Origin of the sequence: Labilibaculum sp., assembly GCF_041595635.1 — a bacterium.
GTDB lineage: Bacteria > Bacteroidota > Bacteroidia > Bacteroidales > Marinifilaceae > Labilibaculum.
Genome location: NZ_JBFHJW010000001.1, coordinates 86,965 through 111,275 on the forward strand (window position 1 = coordinate 86,965; position 24,311 = coordinate 111,275).

The 24,311-nt window shown below is 33.9% G+C and carries 16 protein-coding genes; 8 read left to right on the top strand and 8 right to left on the bottom strand.

Annotated elements, in window-relative coordinates; all coding sequences use genetic code 11:
- Both nhaD and ABYT26_RS00415 read right to left on the bottom strand, forming a co-directional pair.
- Nucleotides 1–1,389 carry a sodium:proton antiporter NhaD gene (gene nhaD, locus ABYT26_RS00410; RefSeq protein WP_372750894.1) on the bottom strand — a complete coding sequence of 463 codons (1,389 nt, stop codon included), beginning with the start codon at nucleotides 1,387–1,389 and terminating at the stop codon, nucleotides 1–3.
- Nucleotides 1,390–1,548: 159 nt separating this feature from the next.
- On the bottom strand, nucleotides 1,549–5,940 hold the full coding sequence (locus ABYT26_RS00415) for a translocation/assembly module TamB domain-containing protein (RefSeq protein ID WP_372750895.1): 4,392 nt from the start codon (nucleotides 5,938–5,940) through the stop codon (nucleotides 1,549–1,551).
- Between the two features lie 201 nt (nucleotides 5,941–6,141).
- On the opposite strand from ABYT26_RS00415, the gene tsaD reads away from it, so the two are divergent.
- Complete coding sequence (gene tsaD / locus ABYT26_RS00420) at nucleotides 6,142–7,164, top strand: tRNA (adenosine(37)-N6)-threonylcarbamoyltransferase complex transferase subunit TsaD (protein WP_372750896.1); 1,023 nt, start codon at nucleotides 6,142–6,144, stop codon at nucleotides 7,162–7,164.
- A 35-nt stretch (nucleotides 7,165–7,199) separates the two neighbouring features.
- Here the strand turns inward: tsaD and ABYT26_RS00425 are convergent, their stop codons facing one another.
- The 6 genes from ABYT26_RS00425 to ABYT26_RS00450 all read right to left on the bottom strand — a co-directional run bounded on the left by ABYT26_RS00425 (nucleotide 7,200) and on the right by ABYT26_RS00450 (nucleotide 15,179).
- On the bottom strand, nucleotides 7,200–7,640 hold the full coding sequence (locus tag ABYT26_RS00425) for a hypothetical protein (RefSeq protein WP_372750897.1): 441 nt from the start codon (nucleotides 7,638–7,640) through the stop codon (nucleotides 7,200–7,202).
- Nucleotides 7,641–7,725: 85 nt separating this feature from the next.
- The gene (locus ABYT26_RS00430) at nucleotides 7,726–8,268 is read right to left on the bottom strand and encodes a class IV adenylate cyclase (protein ID WP_372750898.1); all 543 of its coding nucleotides are present in this window, start codon (nucleotides 8,266–8,268) and stop codon (nucleotides 7,726–7,728) included.
- A 110-nt stretch (nucleotides 8,269–8,378) separates the two neighbouring features.
- Nucleotides 8,379–8,939: a chemotaxis protein CheB gene (locus ABYT26_RS00435; RefSeq protein ID WP_372750899.1), complete on the bottom strand. Its 561-nt coding sequence runs from the start codon at nucleotides 8,937–8,939 to the stop codon at nucleotides 8,379–8,381.
- A complete protein-coding gene (locus tag ABYT26_RS00440; protein WP_372750900.1) occupies nucleotides 8,939–9,781 on the bottom strand; it encodes a protein-glutamate O-methyltransferase CheR in 843 nt (280 codons plus the stop codon). The genes ABYT26_RS00435 and ABYT26_RS00440 overlap by 1 nt, the downstream gene beginning before the upstream one ends.
- Before the next feature lie 9 nt (nucleotides 9,782–9,790).
- The gene (locus ABYT26_RS00445) at nucleotides 9,791–11,386 is read right to left on the bottom strand and encodes a response regulator (RefSeq protein ID WP_372750901.1); all 1,596 of its coding nucleotides are present in this window, start codon (nucleotides 11,384–11,386) and stop codon (nucleotides 9,791–9,793) included.
- 52 nt (nucleotides 11,387–11,438) lie between these two features.
- Complete coding sequence (locus ABYT26_RS00450; RefSeq protein ID WP_372750902.1) at nucleotides 11,439–15,179, bottom strand: response regulator; 3,741 nt, start codon at nucleotides 15,177–15,179, stop codon at nucleotides 11,439–11,441.
- A gap of 302 nt (nucleotides 15,180–15,481) precedes the next feature.
- Between ABYT26_RS00450 and ABYT26_RS00455 the strand changes: the two genes are divergently transcribed.
- From ABYT26_RS00455 to ABYT26_RS00485, 7 genes are all read left to right on the top strand, one after another.
- Complete coding sequence (locus tag ABYT26_RS00455) at nucleotides 15,482–16,018, top strand: hypothetical protein (RefSeq protein ID WP_372750903.1); 537 nt, start codon at nucleotides 15,482–15,484, stop codon at nucleotides 16,016–16,018.
- Nucleotides 15,990–16,547: a PepSY-associated TM helix domain-containing protein gene (locus ABYT26_RS00460; protein WP_372750904.1), complete on the top strand. Its 558-nt coding sequence runs from the start codon at nucleotides 15,990–15,992 to the stop codon at nucleotides 16,545–16,547. Before ABYT26_RS00455 ends, ABYT26_RS00460 begins: the two co-directional genes overlap by 29 nt.
- A gap of 213 nt (nucleotides 16,548–16,760) precedes the next feature.
- Nucleotides 16,761–17,753: a tetratricopeptide repeat protein gene (locus ABYT26_RS00465; RefSeq protein ID WP_372750905.1), complete on the top strand. Its 993-nt coding sequence runs from the start codon at nucleotides 16,761–16,763 to the stop codon at nucleotides 17,751–17,753.
- 322 nt (nucleotides 17,754–18,075) lie between these two features.
- The gene (locus ABYT26_RS00470; protein WP_372750906.1) at nucleotides 18,076–18,654 is read left to right on the top strand and encodes a TetR/AcrR family transcriptional regulator; all 579 of its coding nucleotides are present in this window, start codon (nucleotides 18,076–18,078) and stop codon (nucleotides 18,652–18,654) included.
- Between the two features lie 104 nt (nucleotides 18,655–18,758).
- On the top strand, nucleotides 18,759–19,838 hold the full coding sequence (locus ABYT26_RS00475) for an efflux RND transporter periplasmic adaptor subunit (RefSeq protein WP_372750907.1): 1,080 nt from the start codon (nucleotides 18,759–18,761) through the stop codon (nucleotides 19,836–19,838).
- A complete protein-coding gene (locus tag ABYT26_RS00480; protein ID WP_372750908.1) occupies nucleotides 19,835–22,891 on the top strand; it encodes an efflux RND transporter permease subunit in 3,057 nt (1,018 codons plus the stop codon). The genes ABYT26_RS00475 and ABYT26_RS00480 overlap by 4 nt, the downstream gene beginning before the upstream one ends.
- A 12-nt stretch (nucleotides 22,892–22,903) precedes the next feature.
- Nucleotides 22,904–24,274, top strand: coding sequence for a TolC family protein (locus tag ABYT26_RS00485; RefSeq protein WP_372750909.1), 1,371 nt, complete (start codon nucleotides 22,904–22,906; stop codon nucleotides 24,272–24,274).
- The last annotated feature ends 37 nt before the right edge of the window (nucleotides 24,275–24,311 follow it).

Below are 24,311 nucleotides of genomic sequence, written 5' to 3' on the forward strand. Positions count from 1 at the left end.
TTAGTGCAATAAGATTGCCTGAAGGTAATAAACCCCAGCACCGGAAAGGTATCCGATAAAGGCAAGAAGAGAAATTTTCTTGAAATACCAGATGAAATCTATTTTTTCCATTCCCATGGCAGCTACTCCGGCAGCCGAACCAATAATTAAGATACTTCCTCCTGTACCAGCACAGTAAGCTAAGAATTCCCAGAATAAACCATCTTGTACGAAGTTAGAAGCGTATCCAACTGCTCCAGCGGCTTCAATTGGGTACATACCCATTGCACCTGCTACTAAAGGAACATTATCAACAATTGAAGAAAGAACTCCGATAATAAGGTTGATGATGTAAATATCATGAACATTGTCGTTCAACCATTGAGCAAGGATATCAAGATGACCAGCTGATTGTAAACTTGAAACAGCAGAAAGAATCCCTAAGAAGAATAATACGGTAGGAACATCAACTTTCTTCAAAACGCCAGTTACATTTAGTCTGCTTTTAAATTCACTATCCTTATGCTTGTGCATAATTTCAGTAACTACCCACATTAATCCAAGGCCAAACAACATTCCTAAATAAGGAGGAAGGTGAGTAACTGTTTTAAATACAGGAACGAATAGTAAAGAAGATACACCTAAACAAAGAATGAATAATTGCTCTTTATGAGTAGTATATTCTTTACTGTCGCCATTTGACAATTGTGGACGAGTAACATCACCTTTTAAGTATGTACTTACAATCACTAGAGGAACAAGCATGGTGAATAAGCTTGGAAGTATTACTCGAGTAATGATATTAAAAGTGGTAACCTGTCCACCAATCCAAAGCATAATGGTTGTAACATCGCCTATAGGAGACCATGCACCACCAGCATTAGCTGCTAAAACAACCATAGAAGCAAAGAACCAACGATCTTTTTTATCGTCGATAAGCTTACGGATTAAGGCTACAATTACAATAGTTGTTGTTAAATTATCCAATGCTGCTGACATAAAGAAAGTTAAGACACTTAGCACCCAAAGGAGTTTAATCTTATTGGTTGTTTTAATTTTATCAGTAATAATCTTAAACCCTTGATGTTGATCAACTATTTCAACAATTGTCATCGCTCCTAGTAGGAAGAATAAAATGGATGAAATTTCGGATAAATGATGAAGAACTTCATGATGAGTAATGAAATATAACATCCCCTCATGTGTATCGGCAGCAGGATTTATTGCAACATATTCGTTCCAGGCTCTACTAACACCCGATGAAAGAATATCAATGCCACCAAATACATAAAGTGCCCAAGTTATTACTCCAATTAAAAGAGCCGAAGCTGCTTTGTCAATTTTTAGTGGGTGTTCTAAAGCAATAGCTGTGTAGCCAAGAACAAAAACCACAATCATTAATGTAAACATAGTAATGGATTATTTAGAATTAGTTATTTTTTTTTAAACAAAGTACTAAGATAATAATATTTGTAAATTTTAATCTGAGGCAATTAAATAAAAAAAAACCTTATTAATTCTGTTGAATAACATTGATCAAGGATTTTTAAAATTACTAAGGACTAGAACTTAGTCTTCTTTTTCTTGATTTTTGTTTGACTTTAGGAAATTCAAATATTTTCTCATCAACTCAGAAAAGGTATTAAATTCTTCTTTGTAAAAAATTCCGATTCCTTGCGTATTTTTATTTTGTTCGTATAAAATGTATTCATTTGAACGAGTGAAAGCTGTTAGTTGCAATTTTCCTTTTTTATCCAATTTTAAGTTCACATCAACGTCGCCCACAATGTCGTTGCTATTGGTTTCGCTATCTCCGGTTCCTATGTTTCCATTTATAGTTACTTTATCATTAAAGATTTGAGTGGAAAGTGCTAATTCTATTTCATCACTGGTTAAATCATCCCCAGGCTGATAACTTACTCCAATGTCGAAATCGTTACTAATTTGACTTAGCCAATTTGATAATTGATTGGAAAGCATTTCGCTTGTGGTAAGACCAACCGCATAACTAGAGTTTTTATTTTCAAAATCAGGATCGGTTGATCTTAGGTATTCCGGAGTATAGAATCGGTTTAAAACAAGGAGCGATAAAATCTGTTTGTTTAATTCATCTTCGCTAGAGAATTGTCCTTCCAGAAGACTTTGTGTTTGCTGATCTAAAGTGGGAAAATTAATGTCGAATTTAATAATTGGATTTTCAAGATCCTGACTTAAATTCATATTGCATTCTACCATAATCTTTTTAGACGTGTCGATATACGGAGTGTCTAATAGTAGATCGTACAAACTTGTTTTAACACTATATACCGCATTAATATTAATGATTGCGTTATAGGGATCTCCATTCCATTTGATATTACCTCCATTGGAAAGATCAAATTTTTTGTTGATCACGTTTTGTAAGGTGAAAAGGTAGCTACCCGATTGGATTGTATAATCGCCAAATATTTTAAAATCACCTTTTGCATCGCTTTCTAATTTTAGGTTTCCACCACCTTTTGCTTTTAGTACGTCGCCAATTTTAGAATCGAAAATAATTTGAATTTCTGTTTCAGGAGTTATTTCTAAATCGCAGTTTAAGCGAATTCCCGTAAGATCAATTTTGTATTCTTCCTCTGTATTATTTATTGAATGATTGTTCGAATTTACGAACTTTATGAAATTGCTTTCTTCAATATCACTACTGTTGTTCATAGGAACAAATAGTCTGGTGTTTTTACCTGTTTTAGCGGTAATTTCTACGTCTAAATTATTAATAGGACCATATACTGAAGTAATTCCTGTGAGATAGGCTTGTCCATAAAATGTTTCATTATCCGTAATTTTTGTATTTAAAACATTAAAAGAAAGAGTGTTTACGGCAAGATCTAAATTGAAATTACTAAATTGTTCGTGAGAAATTACACCGTAAGCAATTGCTGTGTTGTTGTTTTCATCCAATAGTTTTAGTTTGTTAAACTGTAGCTCTTTAGGCGTTATTTTTATGCTATCATCACAAGTGTAGATAGTTTGTAATTTGTTAATTTTAAAGCTGGAATTTTCTAGTTTTAGAAAGCCTGAAGATTCAGGCTTAGACGGTGAACCATTGATATGAATAGAACCCGAGGCATTTCCTTTTATCTCCGAAATGTTTTCCTGAAGGTAAGGCGTGAGCAAACTCAATCGAATACTATCAATGCGAATATCCATATTTAAGGAATCCTGCTCAGGAAAATAGCTTCCCTTCAGGTCGAGTTCCTTTTGTGATTTGTAGTTGGTAAATGTGGTAAAAGATAATTCCTTGTTGGCTTTATCCCAATTGCTGTTCAGATAAAAATCGCCTATCGTATCTTGATTAAAAATCAGATTTTCCAGGTGAAAGTCGGAGTTGGATAATCTGTCTCCGTAAAAATCAGATAACTGCATGTATCCGCGGACAGTTCCGTCAATATTAATGTTTTTCTCACGGGTTAAATCATTTAAATCCTTAAGACTTATGTTCTGTATTTGGAAGTTAATGCTATCGCTAGGATTGGATGAAATTTTCCCATCCAAACTAAAATATTGATTTTTTCTGCTGACTTTAAAATTATCAATAGCATAGCTGGTACTATCAATAATCAAGTTAGATTTTTGAAGAGACCAAATGCTATCGGCCATGATAATTGTGCTTGGCAATAAATCAACATTCCAAATGGTGTGATCCGATGTTTTTGATTTTTCAACCTTTGCTTGAGCTTTAAGATAGCCACTGTAGGTAACGGCATCCCAATTGTTCCAAAGTAGGTCGATATCGATATTATTGTTGCTCGCAGTAATTTTTTGAGATAGATTGTATAATCTAAAATTATTCGAGAAAGTGTATTTGTTGGTTCGACCTTTAAGCTCCAGTTTTTTATTATTTGTGGATAGATCAAGCTTGAGTTCTTCGAAAGTGTTATCGTTTACTTTTACGCTTGTGGTCTCAAAATTCATATGAACAAGTTGTTCTTTTGCGTTTAATTTTCCTTCTAAACTAGAATTAGATGCTAGTTTTATATTTGGGAAAATAAGTTTTGTTAAAGGTTCAGTTTCTTTTAAATTGATTGAAAATTGGAAATTATTGGTACTATCGATACTAAGAGCTTCTTTTTGGGAGGCATAGGCTGGAAGATAGATGTGGGCCATTTGTTTTACTGAGGAAACCAATTTGTCAATCTCATAATTTCCTTCTATTTTGGCATCTGCAATATCCGAATTAACTTCTACCTTTTTAATTAATGGTGATGAAAAAGAGTTGATTGTAAATATGTTGAGGCTATACTCACCCAAGCTGTTTTTATAATCGGTGTTCGTAAGTTCGATTGTTCCATTGGCATTGTCAAAATCATCACCTTTAAAGTTGGCATTTAAGGATAAACTTAATTCTGCTTTGGGGTCGGTGGTATTTAAATGCAAAGGAAATAGTTTGGCTTTTCGAAGATGTGAACTAAATTCCATCGTCGGATTTTCCTTTGAAAAGTTGATGTTACCTTTAAAATCGAAACCAATATTTGGATCTTCAATGGAAATTTGTCCATCAAATCGAGAATTATCAAAAAAGCCGTCTAAAGAAAGGTTTTTATATTGATAATCATAGAAATCTACTTTACTGATGTTTCCTTTTATGATTCCTTGAGTAAGCTCAGGTTCTGTAAAACCATTCACTGAAACATTTAAGAATATGTTTCCTAATTTATCTTGTTCTAGTAACCCGCCTAAATTAAAGTCTGATGATTTAAGATCACCTGTGAAATTTAATCGGTTACTTCCCGACTTGGGTCTAAATAGTATATCGGTTTCTAATTTTCCCAATTCAGTCAAGAAATCACCGTAAAAGACGAAGTCATTTAAAAAACCATTAAATTGTCCGGTGTAATGAATCAATCCCAGGTTATCGAAGTAGTCAGGCAAATTAAAATGTTCTTTTGCATACCCAGGAATATATACTTTCTCAATATCCGAAATGGTGGTTGTTAACTCCTCAAAATAGGCTTCCAAATAAGAATCTTTAAGGTAGGGGAGACCATTCATGTAAAATTGACCTTTAAGAACGGTGTTGTCGCCATAAAGAATGTCAATGTTTTTTCCCCGCAAATCGTAAATTGTGCCGTAAATATGTCCTGTGATAAATCCTGTTTCTCGAAATCCAAGCAGCAATTCATTAAAGTAGGCAACATCCAAAAAGCTTACTCGTGAGGATGTAATTTGGAAATCGAGTTTCATTTTTTTTGTAAAATTCGCCCAACAAGCTTCTCCTGGTTCGTAGTTGAAATACAAGTGCTCGGCTTGCAGTATGCTGTTGGGTGCAGTAATGTTAACATCTTTTAAACCCCATTGTTTGCTGGTAATCCAGGTTCTTGCTTTGAAATCGATAATTTCAAAACCTGATTTTTCAAGGCAACTTAAATGTTTGACTTGAAAGTCGACAGAATCGCCGATGATTTTAATGTTTCGAGCCTGTAAATTTAGTTTCGATACATAAATATTGTTGTAATTCATTCCAAATTCCTGAGGAATTGTGTCTACGGCCAAGTAGCCAAACTGAGAGTTAAGAAGATCAATATTGGCAACTGTAATATTCCAGGATTTTTGGGAGTCATTACTTTTATTCCCAGAGCTTCCTTTTTTCGATAAGGAATCGAGAAAAACCTCGTAGTTGAACAATCTATTTTCATTTTCATGAAGATTTACATAGGCTTTTTCTAAGGTGAGCTTTTGGATGAAAAGTTTATGTTGTTTGAGTTTGAAAGAATCAATTTTGGCAGTTAAATTCCCAACATAAAGAAGGGTGTCTTTTTGATAGTCTTCAAGGTATAAGCCTTTAAGTATAATGCTTTTGAAGGGGGATATGCTTACGCCTTCAATTCTTACAGGAGTATTTGTTTGTTCTGAAATATAATTGGCTATTTTTTGGCTTACATAGGTCTGAACATGACTATTTAGGAATACTAAATAAGTCATTATTGGGAGCATAATGAGAACCAGCAGGGTCCAAATTGATATTTTGAGAAATTTTTTGATAATTTTGCGTTTTGTGAGTTGCACAAAATTAGCTAAAAAGATGTTGATTTTTACATCTAATTTAGGGTTGGAGGTGTTTTTTGATTTTTTTAACCTTTTAGGTGGGGAACGCTATCTTTATTTGGATTTAAAATAAAATTAATGAGTATAACAATATTAGGAATTGAGTCGTCTTGCGATGATACTTCAGCATCTATATTAGTAGATGGAGTGATTTATTCAAATATTATTGCCAGTCAGGATGTTCATATGGATTATGGGGGCGTTGTTCCAGAGTTAGCTTCCAGAGCTCATCAACAAAATATAATTCCTGTAGTGCATCAGGCTATAGCCAAAGCGGGAATAACTGCTGATGATATTGATGCTGTTGCTTTTACCAGAGGTCCAGGCTTGCTTGGATCCTTAATGGTAGGCACTTCCTTCGCGAAAGGTTTTGCTCTTTCAAAAAACATTCCTCTTATTGAGGTAAATCATCTTCAGGCTCATATACTGGCGCATTTTATCGATGATTTAAAAAACCAGTACGAGCATCCATCTTTTCCCTTTTTGGCATTACTGGTTTCGGGTGGTAATTCTCAAATTATTGTAGTGAAAGATCATTTAGAGATGGAGGTAATTGGAGAAACCATTGACGATGCTGCTGGAGAGGCTTTTGATAAATGTGCTAAGGTAATGGGCTTACCTTATCCGGGAGGGCCTTTAATCGATAAGAAAGCTAAACTTGGAAACCCTTTGGCTTTTGAATTTAGCAAACCTAAAATAAAAGGACTAAACTATAGTTTTAGCGGGCTTAAAACTTCATTTTTATATTTTCTTCGGGATAGAATTAAGGAGAATCCTGATTTTATTGAAGAAAATATGAATGATTTGTGTGCTTCTTTGCAACATACAATTGTTAAAATTTTAATGAATAAGGTAAAAAAGGCCGCAAAGGAAACGGGTATTCGTGAAGTAGCTATCGCTGGTGGTGTTTCGGCCAATTCTGGCTTGCAAATCGCACTAAGAGAAGCTGCAGACAAATACAAATGGAAAGTGTACGTTCCGCAACTTGGTTATTCTCTTGATAATGCGGCAATGGTAGCGATTACAGGATATTTTAAATATCTCAGGAAAGAATTTGTTGAACAGGATACGGCTCCTTTTGCAAGGATGACTATTAAATAATAGATATAAAACGGAAGATTCAATATCTTCCGTTTTTAATTTAGGTTCAAATAATTTTTGAGTACAGTTATCGCATTTTTACTAAAACAACATAAATCGATGGAAATTATTTCTTTGTTTTTGAGTACGATCAGTAATTTTTTCTTTTCGATGCTAAAGTCTTTAATGTCCTTTAAATAGATTTTTAGCTTCTTATTTCCCCACCCCGTTTTATAGGTTAATTTTCTGGCATTAATTTGCAAATATTCTCGAGGGTATAGGAATTTGCAACCTAAAAGCAAGCCAATAAAATAAAGAGATACCACCACAAGTATAAAGATGAAGTATTCGCTAAAAGGACAGAAGTTAAGATAGTTAATGAACGCATATAAAAAGGCAGCACAAATAAAAAAGGAAATTCCAAGGGCTAATTGTATTCCTTTCGATTCGTTGTTGTTAATTTTATGGTCGCGTATGTCAAATTCAAATTGAAGCATCGGCATAAAATTTAGGTTCATTAGTAAAGTTAGTAAATACTTGTATTAAAAATGAATAAAATATGACTGATCCTACATTGTATTCTTATTCGTCAATCAATATTTGATTGAAAAGTTGATTTTGTTGCAGAAGATCAGAGTATGATTCAGCTAGTAAATCTTTGGCATTTATTTCTAATATTTTGATGTAATGGTTGCATTGTTCTTGCAATTTTTCAGTAGGAATGGTTCCGTTTGTATCCATCGCTTCTATTTCTACAAAATTGCCTAATCCTTTTACTGTATCGATATGAAAAATCACATTATCAATTAGGTAAATTTCTCTTATTTTATCAACAATACATTTTGAACCTACTGTTTTTTCAAGAATTTCTTTGAGAGAAGAATCTGTATTGCTTTTATAAAGGACAACTTTGCTTTTTTTACAGCCTTTTTTATCTTCTCGGATGTAGTGAATCAATTGATTTTCAGCCTTTCCTTCTCTGAGTTTTAATCGTCCTGATTTGGAATGAAAATAGGTATCTGTTTGATGATCGGTAGCTTGAAGTTTTGCGCCATTTGAAAGAAGTATTTCTTTTATTGCCTGCTTGTTATTGCAGTAAGCTTTTATTTCTATGCTAGTTGGCATTTTTTATATGAGATGTTGATTTGGGCGAAAGGTCGGAAAAAATATTGATTTTGCTTGCATTTACATTCGGCGATTTATAGCAAGCTTATTAATGAGAAAAAAGCCAAATTTTATTGTGTTAATTCTCTTATTTTGGAAGGAATATCATTCAATACCAATTGAAAATCTGGTTGCATAATTCGGATGGCAGAAGCAGGCATTATACTTGCGATTGCAGTTTCTGGATTCTCAACAATTGTAGTTCCTCCGCAGGCTTGAATTTCTTTTATTCCCAATGCTCCATCTTGATTTAGGCCCGTTAAAAGAATTCCGATCAGCTGATTTTTATAATGCCAGGCTGCTGATTCAAAAAGCGCATCGATAGAAGGACGTGAATGATTAATTTTAGGATCACTCGAAAGGGCAATACTTGATTGTTCATCAACAAGCAGATGATAGTTTGGAGGTGCAAAATAAATTGTTCCTGTTTGTATTTTTTCTTTTTCATCGGCTTCTTTCACGTGTAAATTAGTGCGTTTATTCAAGGCAGTAATGAAAGAATCATTTTTGTGTTCACCAATGTGCAGAACAACTAAAATTGGCAAAGAGAAATTCTCTGGCAGATTTTTGATGATGGCTGTAAGCGCCTCCAGTCCGCCGAATGATGTGCCGATGACGATAGCTTTATACATTAGTTAATTCTTTTTTTGAATATTCTTTGCATGACATCAATTTCGGAAAAATTGTGTTCCTGACTAGTAAAACGAAGAGATTCCTTGGTGCCTAAACATAAAAAGCCACTTGATGAAAGACTTTTATGAAATAAGTTTACAACTTTTGCCTGTAACTCTCTGTTGAAGTAAATGAGTACATTTCTGCAAAGAATTAAGTTGACTTCAGCAAAAACATCATCGGTAACTAAGTTGTGGTCGGCGAAAACAACTTTTTTAGCAAATTTTTGATCGAATTTAATTGAACCATATTTTGTTGTATAATGGTCGGATAATTTTCCTTTGCCTCCAGATTTTATGTAATTACGTTCATACTGATCTATATCTCGAGTTGGATAAATTCCTTGTTTAGCGATTTCTAATACCTTTCTGTTGAAGTCTGTAGCGTAAATCTGACAGCGATTTAATAATTTTTCTTCCTCTAACATAATAGCTAATGAGTATACCTCTTCACCTGTGGCACATCCTGCATGCCAAATTTTAATAAACGGATAGGTTCTTAAATTCGGAATGATATTCTCACGAAACGAGGAGTAAAAATCAGGATCACGAAACATTTCTGTAACGTTAATTGATAAATCAGCCAGTAGTTCTACAAAAGAATTCTTGTCTCTTAGAATTTTATCTTGAATTAAAGAAATGGAATCAAACTTACCAATGGCCATTCTATGCATTAAACGCCTTTTTAAATGTGCCTTGGAATAGTTCCTAAAGTCGTAACCATATTTTTGGAAGATTGCTTCTAAGAGTAAAGGTATTTCAATGTCTATATTTTCAAGATCTTCAAGTTTGTTCTGATCCATATGAATGCTCTATTTTACTATGCTTTTTGATGCCTCACTTAATATTTTTCGAAGTTCATCTTCTTTGAATGGTTTACATAGAAAATTGTTCATGCCAGCTTCAATACATTTTTGTTTGTCTTCTACAAATGCATTTGCGGTAAGAGCTACAATAACAGCAGGTTCATTAATCGTTTCTAAATTTTCATAGACTCTAATTTTTTCTGTGGCACTAATTCCGTCAAGTACAGGCATTTGCATATCCATTAATATGACTTGATGGCGTTTTTCTTTATACATCTCAAATGCTTCCAGACCATTTTTAGCAATATCACATGTTAATCCCATCATTCGAAGGGTGAGAGTAACCACTTTTTGATTAATAGGATTGTCTTCGGCAACAAGTATCGATATATTCGAAGAAATTTCGGTGTTTTGATTATTCATTATATTTTCTATTTTTTCGTGGTATCCAAAATTTAATGTAAACATAAAATCTGACCCCTTTCCTAGTTCACTGTCTACGACAATTTCTCCACCCATTAACTGGGTTAAGTTTTTTGATATGGCAAGACCTAAACCTGTTCCGCCATATTCTCGGGTAGTAGATTTCTCAGACTGCATAAACTCTCGAAAGAGCTTTTTTTGTGCTTCTTTTGATATTCCAATTCCTGTATCTTTTATCGAGAAAAATAAGGCGACTTGATCTTTTGTTTTTTCAATGCACTTTACGGAAAGGCATACACTGCCATTACCTGTGAATTTAATTGCGTTATTGGCCAGATTCATCAGAATCTGATTCAAACGAAAGGAATCCCCAATTAACTGCTTTGGAATTGATTCATCCACTTCAATGTTAAACAAGATATTTTTATCAACCGCTTTAAAGTTTAAAAGATGAAAAACTGTATCAATTACTTTAGTAAGATTAAAATCGATATTTTCAATTTCAATTTGTCCTGCTTCAATTTTCGAGTAATCTAAAATATCATTGATAATTTGGATTAGGTTTTCTCCTGAATTAGTCATTACCTCCAACATGTCTTTTTGTTCGTCATTTAATTCCGATTGTAATAGTAATCGGGAAAGACCTAGAATTCCATTCATTGGGGAACGAATTTCATGGGACATATTGGCCAGAAAAAGCGATTTAGATAGTGTTGCTTTTTCTGCCTTATTTTTTTCAATACTTAGTTCCTTATTTTTTTTTTCAAGGTGTTCTAATAGTTGATCGACTTCTAATTTTTGCTTATACAGATCAAGGAAAACTTTTACTTTACCAATTAATATTTCTGGAATAATTGGTTTAGGAATAAAGTCTACTGCGCCCGTTTCAATTCCTTTAATAATGTGAAGATCGCTTTGATGAATGGCTGAAACGAAGATGACTGGAAGTAGTTTTGTTTTCTTTCGTAGTCTCATCAATTCGAGGGTTTCATAACCATCCATGCCTGGCATTTGTACATCAAGAATGGCCATTGCATAGTCATACTTAAGACTATGTTTTAATGCTTCTTCTCCCGATGATGCACGGATGAATTCTACATCAAAATCGTCGAGAATTTTTTCGAGGCTGATTAAATTCTCTTTTTTATCATCAACAATTAATATCTTAATTTTTTGCATTTCTGGTTGTTGTAGTTTTTTATCCAATTCTATCTATACGATAAGGTTCCACTTAGTTATAAAGCCAAATTTTTAACATTGAAAACAATTTATTTTCATCAATTGGTTTGGCCAAATAATCATTAGCTCCCGATGCAATTGCCTTTTCGCAATCACCTTTCATTGCCTTAGCTGTAAGGCAAATTATTGGAATTTCTTTTATTTTGGGTGTTTCTCGTATAAGAGTCATCGCTTCATATCCATTCATTTCTGGCATCATGATATCCATTAATACCAAATCTACATTGGGGTTTTCATTTAAAACATCAAGGGCAATTTTACCATTTTCAGCTTCTAAAACGTCAATTTCTTTGTCTTCTAGAATTTTTCCCAGAGCAAAAATATTTCGGATCTCATCATCAACTACAAGAATCTTTTTTCCCTTAAAAATGGAATCGTCAATTTCTGTTGCGCTTACTTTCGGACTCTCAGGAATTTTTGTAGCAACTTGATGCAGGAATAGTGTTACTTCATCCATCAATCTTTCATCAGATTTTAATCCTTTAAGAATAATTGAATTAGTGAATTTGCTTAGCTCTCGATGCTCATTGCTATCTAGATCTTTACCTGTGTAAATTATTGTATTTGGAATTTTTATATTCTCCTCGGTGAGTTTGTCCAATAATTCATGTCCAGTTATATCTGGCAAGCCTAAATCTAGCACGATACAATTGTAATTGTTTTTCTTAATTAATTGAATAGCATTATGACCATTCGTAACCTGTTCTATGATTGCATTTGTTGGTTTTAATAGATTTGTGAGGATTTTTTGAGTTACAGGATCATCTTCAATAATTAATATTTTTTTATAATCAGAAAGGAGATCTTTTTGAATTTGTTTAATGGCAGTATTAAAATCTGTAGTATTAACAGTTGGTAATTCTCCTACTTCAACGTCACCTAATCCTTCAATAGGATTAACAACATGTATGGGTAGTTTAGATGCTAAAGAATGAGATTTTAATAGCTTCAATTCACTTTCACCATTTTTCGATAATAATGCTAAAGCGATAATAATTGCGGAAGCTTGGTGGTTTTCAATGAGTGCAATTGCATCTTTAGTATTTGATGCTGCAAGGGCATTGAATTGATTATCACGAATTTGAGAATGAAGTTGGTTTGCTTCTTTTTTATCTGGATGAATGATTACTACTGTTGGTTTAGTTTGCGGTATGTCTCTATCATCATTTATGAACTTTGGCGAAATGGCAGGTTTTTCATCCATGTTTTCATTTTTGCCAATTTCGGTTTTTGGTTCGGACTTAGTGCTTCCTTCCTGTAAAACAGGAAGAAACAATGTGAAAGTAGATCCGTTATTTGCTTCACTTTCCAGATGAATCTCACCACCAAGTAGTCTAGCTAATTCTTTTGAGATCGATAAGCCTAAGCCAGTTCCTCCATATTTTCTTGTTGTACTTCCATCAGCTTGTTGGAATGCTTCAAAAATTGCTTCCTTTTTTTCATCTGGAATACCAACTCCTGTATCTGTAACCATAAAGGCGCATACTTCAGCTCCTTTTAAATCTTCTCTTTGCAAGTTTTCTTTATTGGTAAGCATTTTCATACTTACGGTAATTGATCCTTGCGATGTAAATTTAAACGCATTGGATAAAAGATTTTTTAGAATTTGAGATATTCTTAGTTGGTCTGTCTCAATTGTTTTGGGAAAATTGGGTGCAATTTCAACTTTGAAGTCTAATTTTTTCTTTTCTGCCTGATGTTTAAAGTTGATGAGAATGTTGTTAGCTATGTTTTCGATGTGAATGTTTTCGAATTCAACAGCCATCTTGCCAGCTTCAATTTTAGATAGATCTAAAATTTCATTAATTAGTTGCAAGAGATCTTCACCACTTTTATTGATAATCTCTACCGACTCTATATCATCTGGAGTTAGGTTTCCTTTCTTGTTCTTGGCAAGTAAACCTGATAGAATTAGTAAACTATTAAGAGGAGTTCTCAATTCATGAGACATATTCGCCAGAAAATCGGATTTGTATTGGCTGGTTTGTTCTAATTCTCGAGCTTTTGTTTCTAGTTTATCATGTGTTTGAGATAAGTTAAGATTTTTATTTTGAATTTCTTCCTTCTGAATTTCAAGTTGATTTGTTCTTTCCTCTAATTCTTCATTGGCTACTCGTAATTCTTCTTGTTGCACCTGAAGTTTCGATTCATTATCGATCAGAGTTTTTGTTTGTTCAGCTAGCTCTGCATTTGCAATACGTAATTCTTCTTGCTGAACCTGTAATTCATTTGTCTGCTCTTGTGTTTTAGTGAGTAGCGTTTCCAATTGCGTACGTGCCAAAGTGGAGGAGATTTTTACTGCCATACTTTCACGAATAGCTTCAATAAAACTAATTTCAGTTTCATTTAGAGTGTTGATTGTTGCTAATTCCATTACGCCACGAATTTTGTGGTTGTAAATGAGTGGAATGAGCATGATGTTTTTGGGTTTCATTTTTCCAGACGCCGAAAAAATTGTAAAATAATCGGTAGGAACATCTGTAAAATGGTTAATGTTTTTTGTTTTTGCTGCTTGTCCAACTAGTCCATAGCCTATGGGAATATGTCTTGATTCTTCACTAGTTGGCATTCCTATTGATGCTGAAAGCTCTAATATCTCGCTATCTTTATGGTAAATGTAAATAGCGCCAAGTTGAACATTTAATAATTCATTAATGAAGATAAGTGACTTATTGGTTACATTTTCTAAGTTTTGATCTCCTTGAAGTATTGTATTTAATTTATTTATGCTAGATCTGAACCATAAAGTATCATCATTTTTTGCCTTTGAATCTTTAAGAGTTTCAATCATCTTATTTATTGAAATTGATAGCTCATCATCCTTTGATTTTAGGACTAGATTAGTGCTCAAGTCTCCTTTGGCAATTTTGCTAGTGTGATCTACAACGTTTTGGAAATCATGTTGTATGGTATTGAAGGATCGAGCTAAATTTCCTATTTCATCTTTTGAATCAATGTTTAATGGAGCGTGGTAGTTTCCTAAAGCTATTAATTTAAAGTTCTCTACAATTTGATTAACAGGTATGGATATTGATTTGTAGATATATCTGGACAGAATTAATATCGAAAGGGTAAGAATAAAGGCTATGCCCAGAATTATATAGATTAAAGCTGAGTTGATTTTGTGCGATAAATTGTTTACTTCATTACTTATGTTAGAATAATGTTGTTGGATGATGTTCAACTTATCTTGAATAATATCAATGTCAATATTTTCTCCATTACTAAGGAGTTCCTCTTCAATATCATCAATAACAGTAAATGCTTTACGTACATTTACTCTCGCACCACTTAGGTTTTTGCTACGAAATCGATTAAGAAGTTTTAGCCTGCTTACCATTAGTTTAGCATTGTTAATATCATTATTGTAGGCCTCAGGCGCTCCATTGTATAGGTAGGTTGCTATTTCTGCTGTGCTTTTTGTTTCGTAATCTTTTTCAAGTTTTAACATATCCTCAATTAAACAATTCGCTTTGTTTAGGTGAGCAGCTGATTTTTTTAGGTAAACAGAGTCTTTTGTAATTTTAAATTGATATAAATTTTCTACTGAATTCTGAAGGAGTGTTTGATGCACTCGAACCCCATTAATCATGACATTTAAAGTGCGACTTGTGTTAAAAAAATAGCTAGACGTTAAGCTTAAAAATAGGATACTAAGCAGTGTGATAATTGTTAGTAGGAATAATTTTGTTTTGATTTTCCAATCCTTAAATTTTTCAAATTGTATTTTCATAGTATTATTGAAGTCTATAGAATCTATTTTGTCTGGTGAAGTTCATTCTTTAATGATATTCGTTAATGTACGCAATTACCTGTGAATGGTTGCTAAAGTAATGCGAATGTTCAAAATTTTAAGATTAAAATCTGTCTAATTGAATTTTTCTTGATTTCAAATGACTTTAATTCAGTCTTATCTACTTAAGATTTGATATTTATTATGGAAATAAATAGGAATAAATATTATTTGTTCTATCAGGATTTATATCTTGGTAGTCATGATTTTGTAGAGTAATAATTAAACTTAAATTTTGTGATATGAAATACATAAGTGTTTTTTTTATTTGTGTTTTTTGTGTGTCGTGTAATTTGGTACAAAAACAGAATAAAGAAAAGGATCTGGGAACTGCGAAAGGGAATCAAATTCATGAGAAAGTGATTTCTATCGATGAGATAATGGAAAATGCTGATAAAATACTTGGAAAAGAGTTTTGTTTTAATGGGTTGGTAAATCACATCTGTGCTCATTCGGGGAAACGCTGCATATTGAAAAATGCAAATGGTACTTTATCGATACGAGTGGAGGCCACGGGAGAATTGAAGGGTTTTGATAAGGAATTGGTTGGACACGATATTATGGTGACAGGTATTCTTCGGGAAAAACGACTGGATCAAGTAGCTATTGCCAAACAGGAAAGCGAAGTAAAAGCAAAACATGCCATGGAAGAAAATGGGGAGAATTGTTCTTCTGAAATGGCGAATATAAAAGAAATGCGTGATTGGATGAGGGAAAAAAATAAGGATTATTACGCAATATACTATGTTGATGGAAAAAGTTATGAGGTTTTGGAATAGTGTAGGATTTAGAAAATGGCTTCGCTTTATACATCGCGATTTGGGCTATCTTTTTGTTGGAATTACTATTATTTATGCTCTGTCGGGAATTATTTTAAATCATAAAAAAAATGGGAAAGATCCTGCCTATCATACTAACTACAACAACATTCAGTTGAAACCGGGTTTAACCCCAAATCAGTTGCAAGTATATTGGAGTCAGCATCTAAATGCCTATCCTTTAAATAGAATTCTTCCGGAAGGAGATAAGTATAGTGTGTACTTAAAAGGAGGGTTGGGAAATTACGATCCCCAAAAGGGAACTCTAACTTTCGAAATGTACGAAAAAATTGAATGGATCTATTTTATCAATAAACTACATTACAATAGTCGAAAAGGTTGGACAATAATGGCTGATATTTTTGCCATTGCGATGATTGTTTTTGCCCTGTCGGGAATGTTTATTGTTCCTGGGAAAAATGGAATAAAAGGGCGAGGGAAATGGTTAGTTTTGTTGGGAATTATCATTCCATTTCTCTTTTTCTTATAAAAGTAGTTAGCCTGAATAATTGTTTGTGGTGATGGTGGTTGTATTCCAATATATTCATCTGTAATTAGTAAGATTAATGGATTCAATGTGATCTTTATAAAACCTCTTTTTGCGAATCAATTAATTCTTGTAAATTGCCAAACCTAATTATAATACGATACAATGAATAAAATACTTTTAACATTAGTTTTGTTGGTTTTCCAAACGAGTTTGATGAGCCAGAACAAGGGATTAAGAAAATTATTTTCGAAGGGGAAATACGATCAAGCAATTGAACTTGGGCAAACAATGCTTTCAGAAAATCCATCAGATGCGGAATTAAATTCAATTCTAGGTCGTTCTTACACCAATTCCAAACAATTTCAGAAAGCAATTCCTTATTTAGAGAATTCCATTGCATCGGAATCGGCAACTAATGAAATTAAAGCAATAAGTAATGCTTATCTGGCAAAATGTTATTTTGTAAGTGGCGAAGAACAAAGAGCTGTAACTCTACTTCAGAAAATAAAGAACGAAAGAGTATCTAAAGAGGCTAGTAATTATGCTCAGAGATATTTGTCCTTATTTCAGAAAGGAATATACTATAAGGCTTGGGAGCAGATTGAATCAGAGAATATTAGATTTCACTTCCAGGATAAAAATACTCTGAAAAATCCAGATGAATATATGTCTAATATGGAACGTAATTATGTTCGTATTGTAGATTGGATGGGGGTAAAACCTGGTAAAAAAGTGGATTTATTTGTTTGGACAGATATCGATGAAGCCTATCGCAAATTTTCTCGATCTTTACCATTTTCTAATTCTGAGCTTTGTACGGTGAATGTATTGGTTGGAGAACCAAGAGAATATGAATTGGTGCACATGCTTTGTAAACTGGCCCTGCAACCTAAGTATAAAACGATGCTTATTTCGGAAGGTTTGGGGATGTACTTCAATCAAATGGAAGAAAGTTCTATGCTCAAAGCAAGAAGTATAGTGCCAAAAGATAAGTTTTCTCTGCTTGAGTTATGGGAGAAACCAACCGAATACGAAAGAAATTTAAGTTATCCGATAGGAGCAGCTTTTATTGAATTTCTCATTAATAAAGGCGGTAAGAATAAATTGCAAGAATTTTTAAAAGATCAAAGCAGTAAGCATGCCGAGGAAGTTTATCCAGAATTTAATAAATGGGTAAAAACTTTTGAGGGGATGTTGATGCAATAAATTAATATGCCCAATCGGAATGCCCTCTTTGGAGTTAGATTTCTTTGCTTCGATCTTATTTACCAAAAACCTCTTAAAAATACCCTCCCAATTGCATTGCAATTGGGAGGGTATTTTTTTAGCGATGAGGGGTTTTGTGTTAATATTACTTCTTTGAAAGTTGCATTTTTGCTGTTTTATCTTCGAATATTAGTTGATAAATTGGACCTTACAGTTCATTAAATAAGGACGTATTCTGATTTGTGAAAAAAAATTTACTAGAGTGTTTCATGGAATCAAATTTTAGCTATATTTGTACCCGTAAAACTATTTCGGTTCAGTTATGGCAAAAGTAGATAAAATTGAAGTTCAGAAAAAGGTAACAAAAGTTGCCATGGAAATGATTCTGCAATTTGGTTTGAGAGGATTAAATATGCTTGAATTGGCACGTGCATCGGGCTTGGCGAAAGCTACATTGTACAAAATTATCGGCACGAAGGAAGATCTGGTGAGAGAAATCGCTTTCCAGATATTTCATAAGAATATTATTAAAATATTGGAACCTTTTAAATTAACTGATGATCCACTACAAGCTACTCAGCAGTTTGTTGATAATTATCTTAGTTATGGTCTTGTAGGTCAGCGGATATTGATACAACAGATCTATAAAGAATATCCACTTATAGAGAAGGGTATTGAAGAAAAATATAAATACGAAATCAGTAATTTACATAAAAAATATGTCGACTGGCAAGATAGAGGACTGATTCGTCAGGATATTAATGTTGAGTATTGCATTGATGCTTTGCAAAATTTAAATGATATTTATTTGACTTACCAATATTCCGACGAGGAAACTATCGATAGATTGCGCACCATAATTCGGTGTGTGTTTTCGGGAATGGGAATTCCAGTTAAATAGTAGATTTGTAAATTGAGAATTCATTTCAAGAGTTCAGTGATGGATTAAGCTCTTTTTAAGTATAGAGTGAATCAAATGACCTATTGTCGTTCAAAAGAAGTAAAATGAAAATGATGAGATTAGTGAAAATTGTAATTCTTACTGCCTTTTTGGGAGTAGGGATTTTTGCATGTAAAGAGAAAGAGGCAAGCAAAACGGAAGTTATTCAGCCTGTTAAGGTTTTTAAAATTGGTAAAAATGCAAATGGTTCTTCGGTAAAGGTATTTACTGGCTTGGTAAAAGAATCAAGAGAAGTGAAAATTGCATTTCAGATTTCGGGTCCATTGGTAAGTTTAAATGTGGATCAGGGGCGATTTGTGAACAAAGGAGAATTAATAGCAGCTGTAAATGAACGCGATTATTTAGTTCAGTTGGAAGCTGCAAAGGCACAGTTCGATAATGCAAAATTGCAAGCAGAAAGATATACCGCATTGTACGAGAAGAAAAGCACATCAAAAAGTGTATATGATCAAATTCAGGCAGCATTTAAATTGGCAAAAGCGCAAAAAGAAGCTGCAGAGAATGCATTAAATGACACTAAAATTTATGCACCGTTTTCGGGTTATGTACAAGCTTTATATGTTGAGAATTATGAAAAAATTGGAGCCGGACAACCTATCGTTTCACTATTGGATTTACATAATTTGGAAGTTGGAGTAGCTTTAAGTGAAAATGATTTTCTACAAAATAAACTATTTACTGATTTTACAGCCAAATTTGAAAATTTTCCCAATGAAGAGTTCAATTTGAAATTAATTGAGATTGAGAAAAAGCCAAATGGCGATAATTTTTTTAAAATGAGATTGAAAGTGGATACTCGAGATAAACAAATTGTCCCAGGAATGGTAGCAAGCGTCACAACAAAGCTAAAATCGACCAGTACTACAGACTGCAAAGTTCCGGTAGAGTCTGTTTTTAGTAAGGAAGGAAAGTCATATGTGTGGGTTTACAACGAAAATAAAAATTGTGTAGAAAGTAGGGAAGTGCAAATGGGAGGTTTCGATTCTAAGGGAATGATTAATATTTCTAATGGAGTTTCAATTGGTGACTTAATTGTTTCAGCAGGAGTTAATAATCTTCGAGAAGGACAAAAAGTAAAGCAATTGCATACTAAGTCGAACTCTAATATCGGAGGTCAGTTATGAGTTTTACAGATGCTGTTTTGAAACGGCGAAAAGTACTCCTCTTTGTATTAATTGCGATTGCATTTGGAGGAGTAGCGGCTTTCTTTAAATTGGGAAAGCTAGAAGATGCAGAAATTAGTGTGAAAACGGCTTTGGTTATTACGCAGTATCCGGGTGCTTCGCCTCATGAGGTGGAGTTGAGAGTAACCGATATTTTAGAAACTGCCATACAGTCAATGGACAATATAGATAATATTGAATCCAGATCGATGGCAGGATACTCTGAAATTACCGTTAATATTGATAAATCGGTAAAAACAAAAGAGCTTCCACAGATATGGGATGTTTTAAGACGTAAGGTAAACGACATAAGTGTTGCTATGCCTCAGGGAGCATCTACACCAATGGTTGTTGACGATTTTGGTGATGTATATGGAATCTTTCTGGCTCTGAATGGGGATGGTTTTTCTGATGAGGAAATTCAGGATTATTCACGATATATGAAACGCGAACTTTTACTGGTAAGTGGAGTAAAGAGAATCGATCTTTTTGGGGAACAGCAAAGCTGTATCAATGTAGAGTTGTCGCAAGAAAAGATGGCTTATTTGGGAATACATCCTGCCAGTATAATTCAAATTTTGAACAACCAAAACGAGATTGTTGATCCAGGTAGTTTGAAAGTGGGGGGTGATAGAATTCGGATTGCTTCGGAAGGCAGTTTTCATAAGTTAGATGATTTAAAGAATATCTTGATTTCTGCTTATGGTGAAAATTCGATTTATTTAAAAGATGTTGCCGATATAAAAGAAGACTATGTTACGCCATATTCTAGCAAGTTAAAGTACAATAAAATTCCAGCTATCGGACTTGCTATTGCAATGGAAAAGGGAGGTAATGTTATTGAATTGGGTGAGCGTATACAAACGCGTATTGATGAACTAAAAGCAAGTATTCCGGTTGGAGTTAATGTAAATCGTGTTTTTTATCAACCCGAGCGTGTGGATATTGCTATTGAAACCTTTATGGTTAACCTTATCGAATCTGTACTAATTGTAGTTTTCGTACTCTTGCTGGCTATGGGCTTTAGAACTGGTTTGCTAATAGGTAGTGGTTTGATATTTACCATATTGGGAACTTTTATTGTCATGCTTAGCACGGATATCATGCTTCAGCGTGTAAGTTTGGGAGCCATTATTGTTGCCATGGGGATGCTGGTTGATAATGCCATTGTAATTGCCGATGGGATACTGGTTGATTTAAAGAAAGGAATGCGTAGAAATGAGGCGATGAGCAGAACAGCCAAGCAAACGGCTATGCCTTTATTAGGGGCTACAATTGTTGCTATTCTGGCTTTTTTGCCAATTTATTTGTCACCTGATGCAACAGGTGAATTTTGCGAGAGTTTGTTTCTGGTTGTTGCAATATCTCTGTTTTTGAGTTGGATATTATCACTAACACAAACTCCCTATTTTTGTGATCTGTTTTTAAGAGGTAAAAAGTACGAGAATATCGAGGAAGGTGAAGCAGATCCTTACGGAAGTAAGTTTTATTTAAAATTCCGTCATTTTGTAAAGTATTCTTTGCGTCATAAAACAATAATTTTACTGATAACAGTATTCTTTTTTGTGTCTTCAATTTTTGTATTTAAGAATGTGAAGCAACTTTTTATGCCGAATCTGGAGTACAATCAGTTTATTGTAGAGTATTTCCTGCCTGAAGGTTCAGATATCGAAACGGTTGAAAAAGAACTTGGCAGTTTAGAATCTTATTTGTTAGATCAGGAGGAAGTATTAAATGTGACAACCAGTTTGGGGGTTACTCCGGCAAGATATACTTTGGTTAGACCATTTACAATGAGTAATTCTAATTATGGAGAGCTAATCGTTGATACGAGAGATTACGAAACTACTGTAAAATTTGGTGCTGAACTACAAGAGTATTTAAATGAGAATTATTCGTGGGCAAGAGCCAGAGTAAGATATTATTCTGCGATTTCAAGCGAAGCAATGCTCGAAGCTAAATTCTCTGGACCAGATCCTCAGGTTTTAAGAGATCTATCGGAGAAAGCTGAAAAAATAATGATAGATGAGCCAACAGCTATTAAGGTTACCAACAACTGGAAAAATCAGGTGAAAGTTTGGAATCCTCATTTTTCGCAGGCACAATCTCGTTTAACTGGAATTCAAAGATCTGATGTTTCTAATGCAATGGCTTGTGCCACCGATGGATTGCCAATTGGCGTTTTCAGAAAAGCTGATGATATTTTACCAATCTATTTGAAAACGACTGTTGAGGAAGATAAATACATGGAATCATTGGAAAATACTCCAATTTGGGGAGCTAGACTTACTAGTATTCCTTTGCGTCAAGTAGTATCTTCCATTGATATCGAATTTGAAGATCCATTAATTAAGCGTTACAATAGACGAAGAGCTATAAAAGCGCAGTGTGATCCTGCTCCGGGTTATAATGCTCCAGATACTTATTCGAATATTCACGATAAGATTGAGGCCATTTCTTTGCCTGAAGGTTATGATTTAGAATGGTTGGGAGAACACAAAAACAGTGCTGATGCAAATGAAAATATCGGTAAATTTTTACCACTGGCATTCTTGCTAATGGTAATTGTTATCATGGCATTATTCAATAATTTCCGTCAACCCATTATCATTTTATCCGTTCTTCCTCTGGCATTTATTGGTGTGAGTTATGGATTGTGGATAACTGGCAAAGCATTTGGATTTATGCCCATTATAGGAACGCTTGGTTTAATGGGAATGATGATTAAAAATGCGGTTGTATTGCTTGATCAAATTAATTTAGAGATAAAAGAAGGCAAGGATGTTTTAATCGCAGTTATCGATTCTGCCGTTTCAAGAATGCGTCCGGTAATTATGGCATCGCTTACTACAATTTTAGGAATGATTCCTTTAATTAGTGATGAGCTGTTTGGAGGAATGGCAGTTGCAATTATGTTTGGATTGTTGATTGGTTCCATAATTACTTTAATTATTGTGCCAGTTCTATATGCAATCTTCTACAGAGTTTCAACAAAAAATGTAATGGATTTATAAGTGTTTGAAAATATGAGAAACAAAATATATAGTCTTATAGCCTTTTCCCTGATCGCTTTTCAGGGAATGGCTCAAGAAAAGCTGTCATTGAGCGATAGCCGTGCATTGGCTCTAGAATACAACCAGAAAATAAAAATTGCTGACGAAATGATTTCCGAAAATGAATCGAATGTTCGGTATGTGTTTACTCAGTTTTTACCCAGTTTAAATGCCAGTGGTAGCTACAATTACTATCACGATATAGATGATATTAATTTTTCGGGGTCGTTTTTACCTACAGCAAATAGTTTGGCCGAAGCAGAGCAGGGAGTTTATAGTGGACTTAGTGATGTTTATTTTCCAGACTTCAGCATCGAGATGGGTAATATCGATTATTTTTCGGCTAATTTAACGCTTACTCAGCCTATTTATATGGGTGGTAAAATCAAAAGTTCCTATAATATGAGTAAAATGGGACGAGATATTTCTACTTATAATCGAAATTTGCAATCATCCGATGTGTTGTTGGAAACAGACCAAGCATATTGGAATTTAGTTTCTATTAACGAAAAAGTAAATCTAACTCAAAAGTATGTAGAAATGCTTACCGCTTTGGTTCAGGATTTGCAAAATGCTTACGAATTAGAGATTACAACTAAAAATGAACTACTGAAAGCTCAGGTTCAGTTGAATCAGGCTAAATTGGATTTATTTCGCGTAAATAATCTGAAGGTTCTGTCGCAAATGTCATTGTGTCAGGTTATTGGGAAAGATTTGACGACTGGAATTGTGGCAACAGATACAGTAATAAACATTAGCGAAGAAGTGATTGATCCTGATTACATGCAAAAAGCAATTGCTCAGCGTCCCGAACTTTTAATGCTTGGAAAACAAGTTGAAATTTCGCAGGAACAGGTTAAGAATACCCAAGCAGATTATTTACCTCAGTTTGGAGTAGGAGCTTCTTATTCCTACATGAGTGATATTGAAGATTTAATAGGTTCAACGAATTTTCTTGCTGTTGAAGCTAGTTTGTCGGTTCCCGTTTTTCATTGGCAAGAACGCAAGCACAAAGTTGCATCGGTGCGTTCTCAAAGCAGGCAAAAGGAATTTGAAATGGAGAGAACTCAGGATTTAATTCGTCTAGAAGTTCAACAATCTTATTTTAAATTGCAGGAGGCCTACCAACAAATCGAATTAGCAAAAGTTTCTATGGAGCAAGCCAATGAGAACGTAGATTTGACAAAAAATTCTTATTATGAAGGTTTAGCAAATACAACAGAATTATTAGATGCTCAGGCTTTTTGGCAGCGCGCTCATACCGAATTAATCGATTCGAAAATAAATTACAAGCTGCGAGAAGTTAGCTTTTTAAAATCAATTGGAGAATTAACTGTTGAGTAGATAGAATGGTATGACTAAATCATATATTCAAAGAATT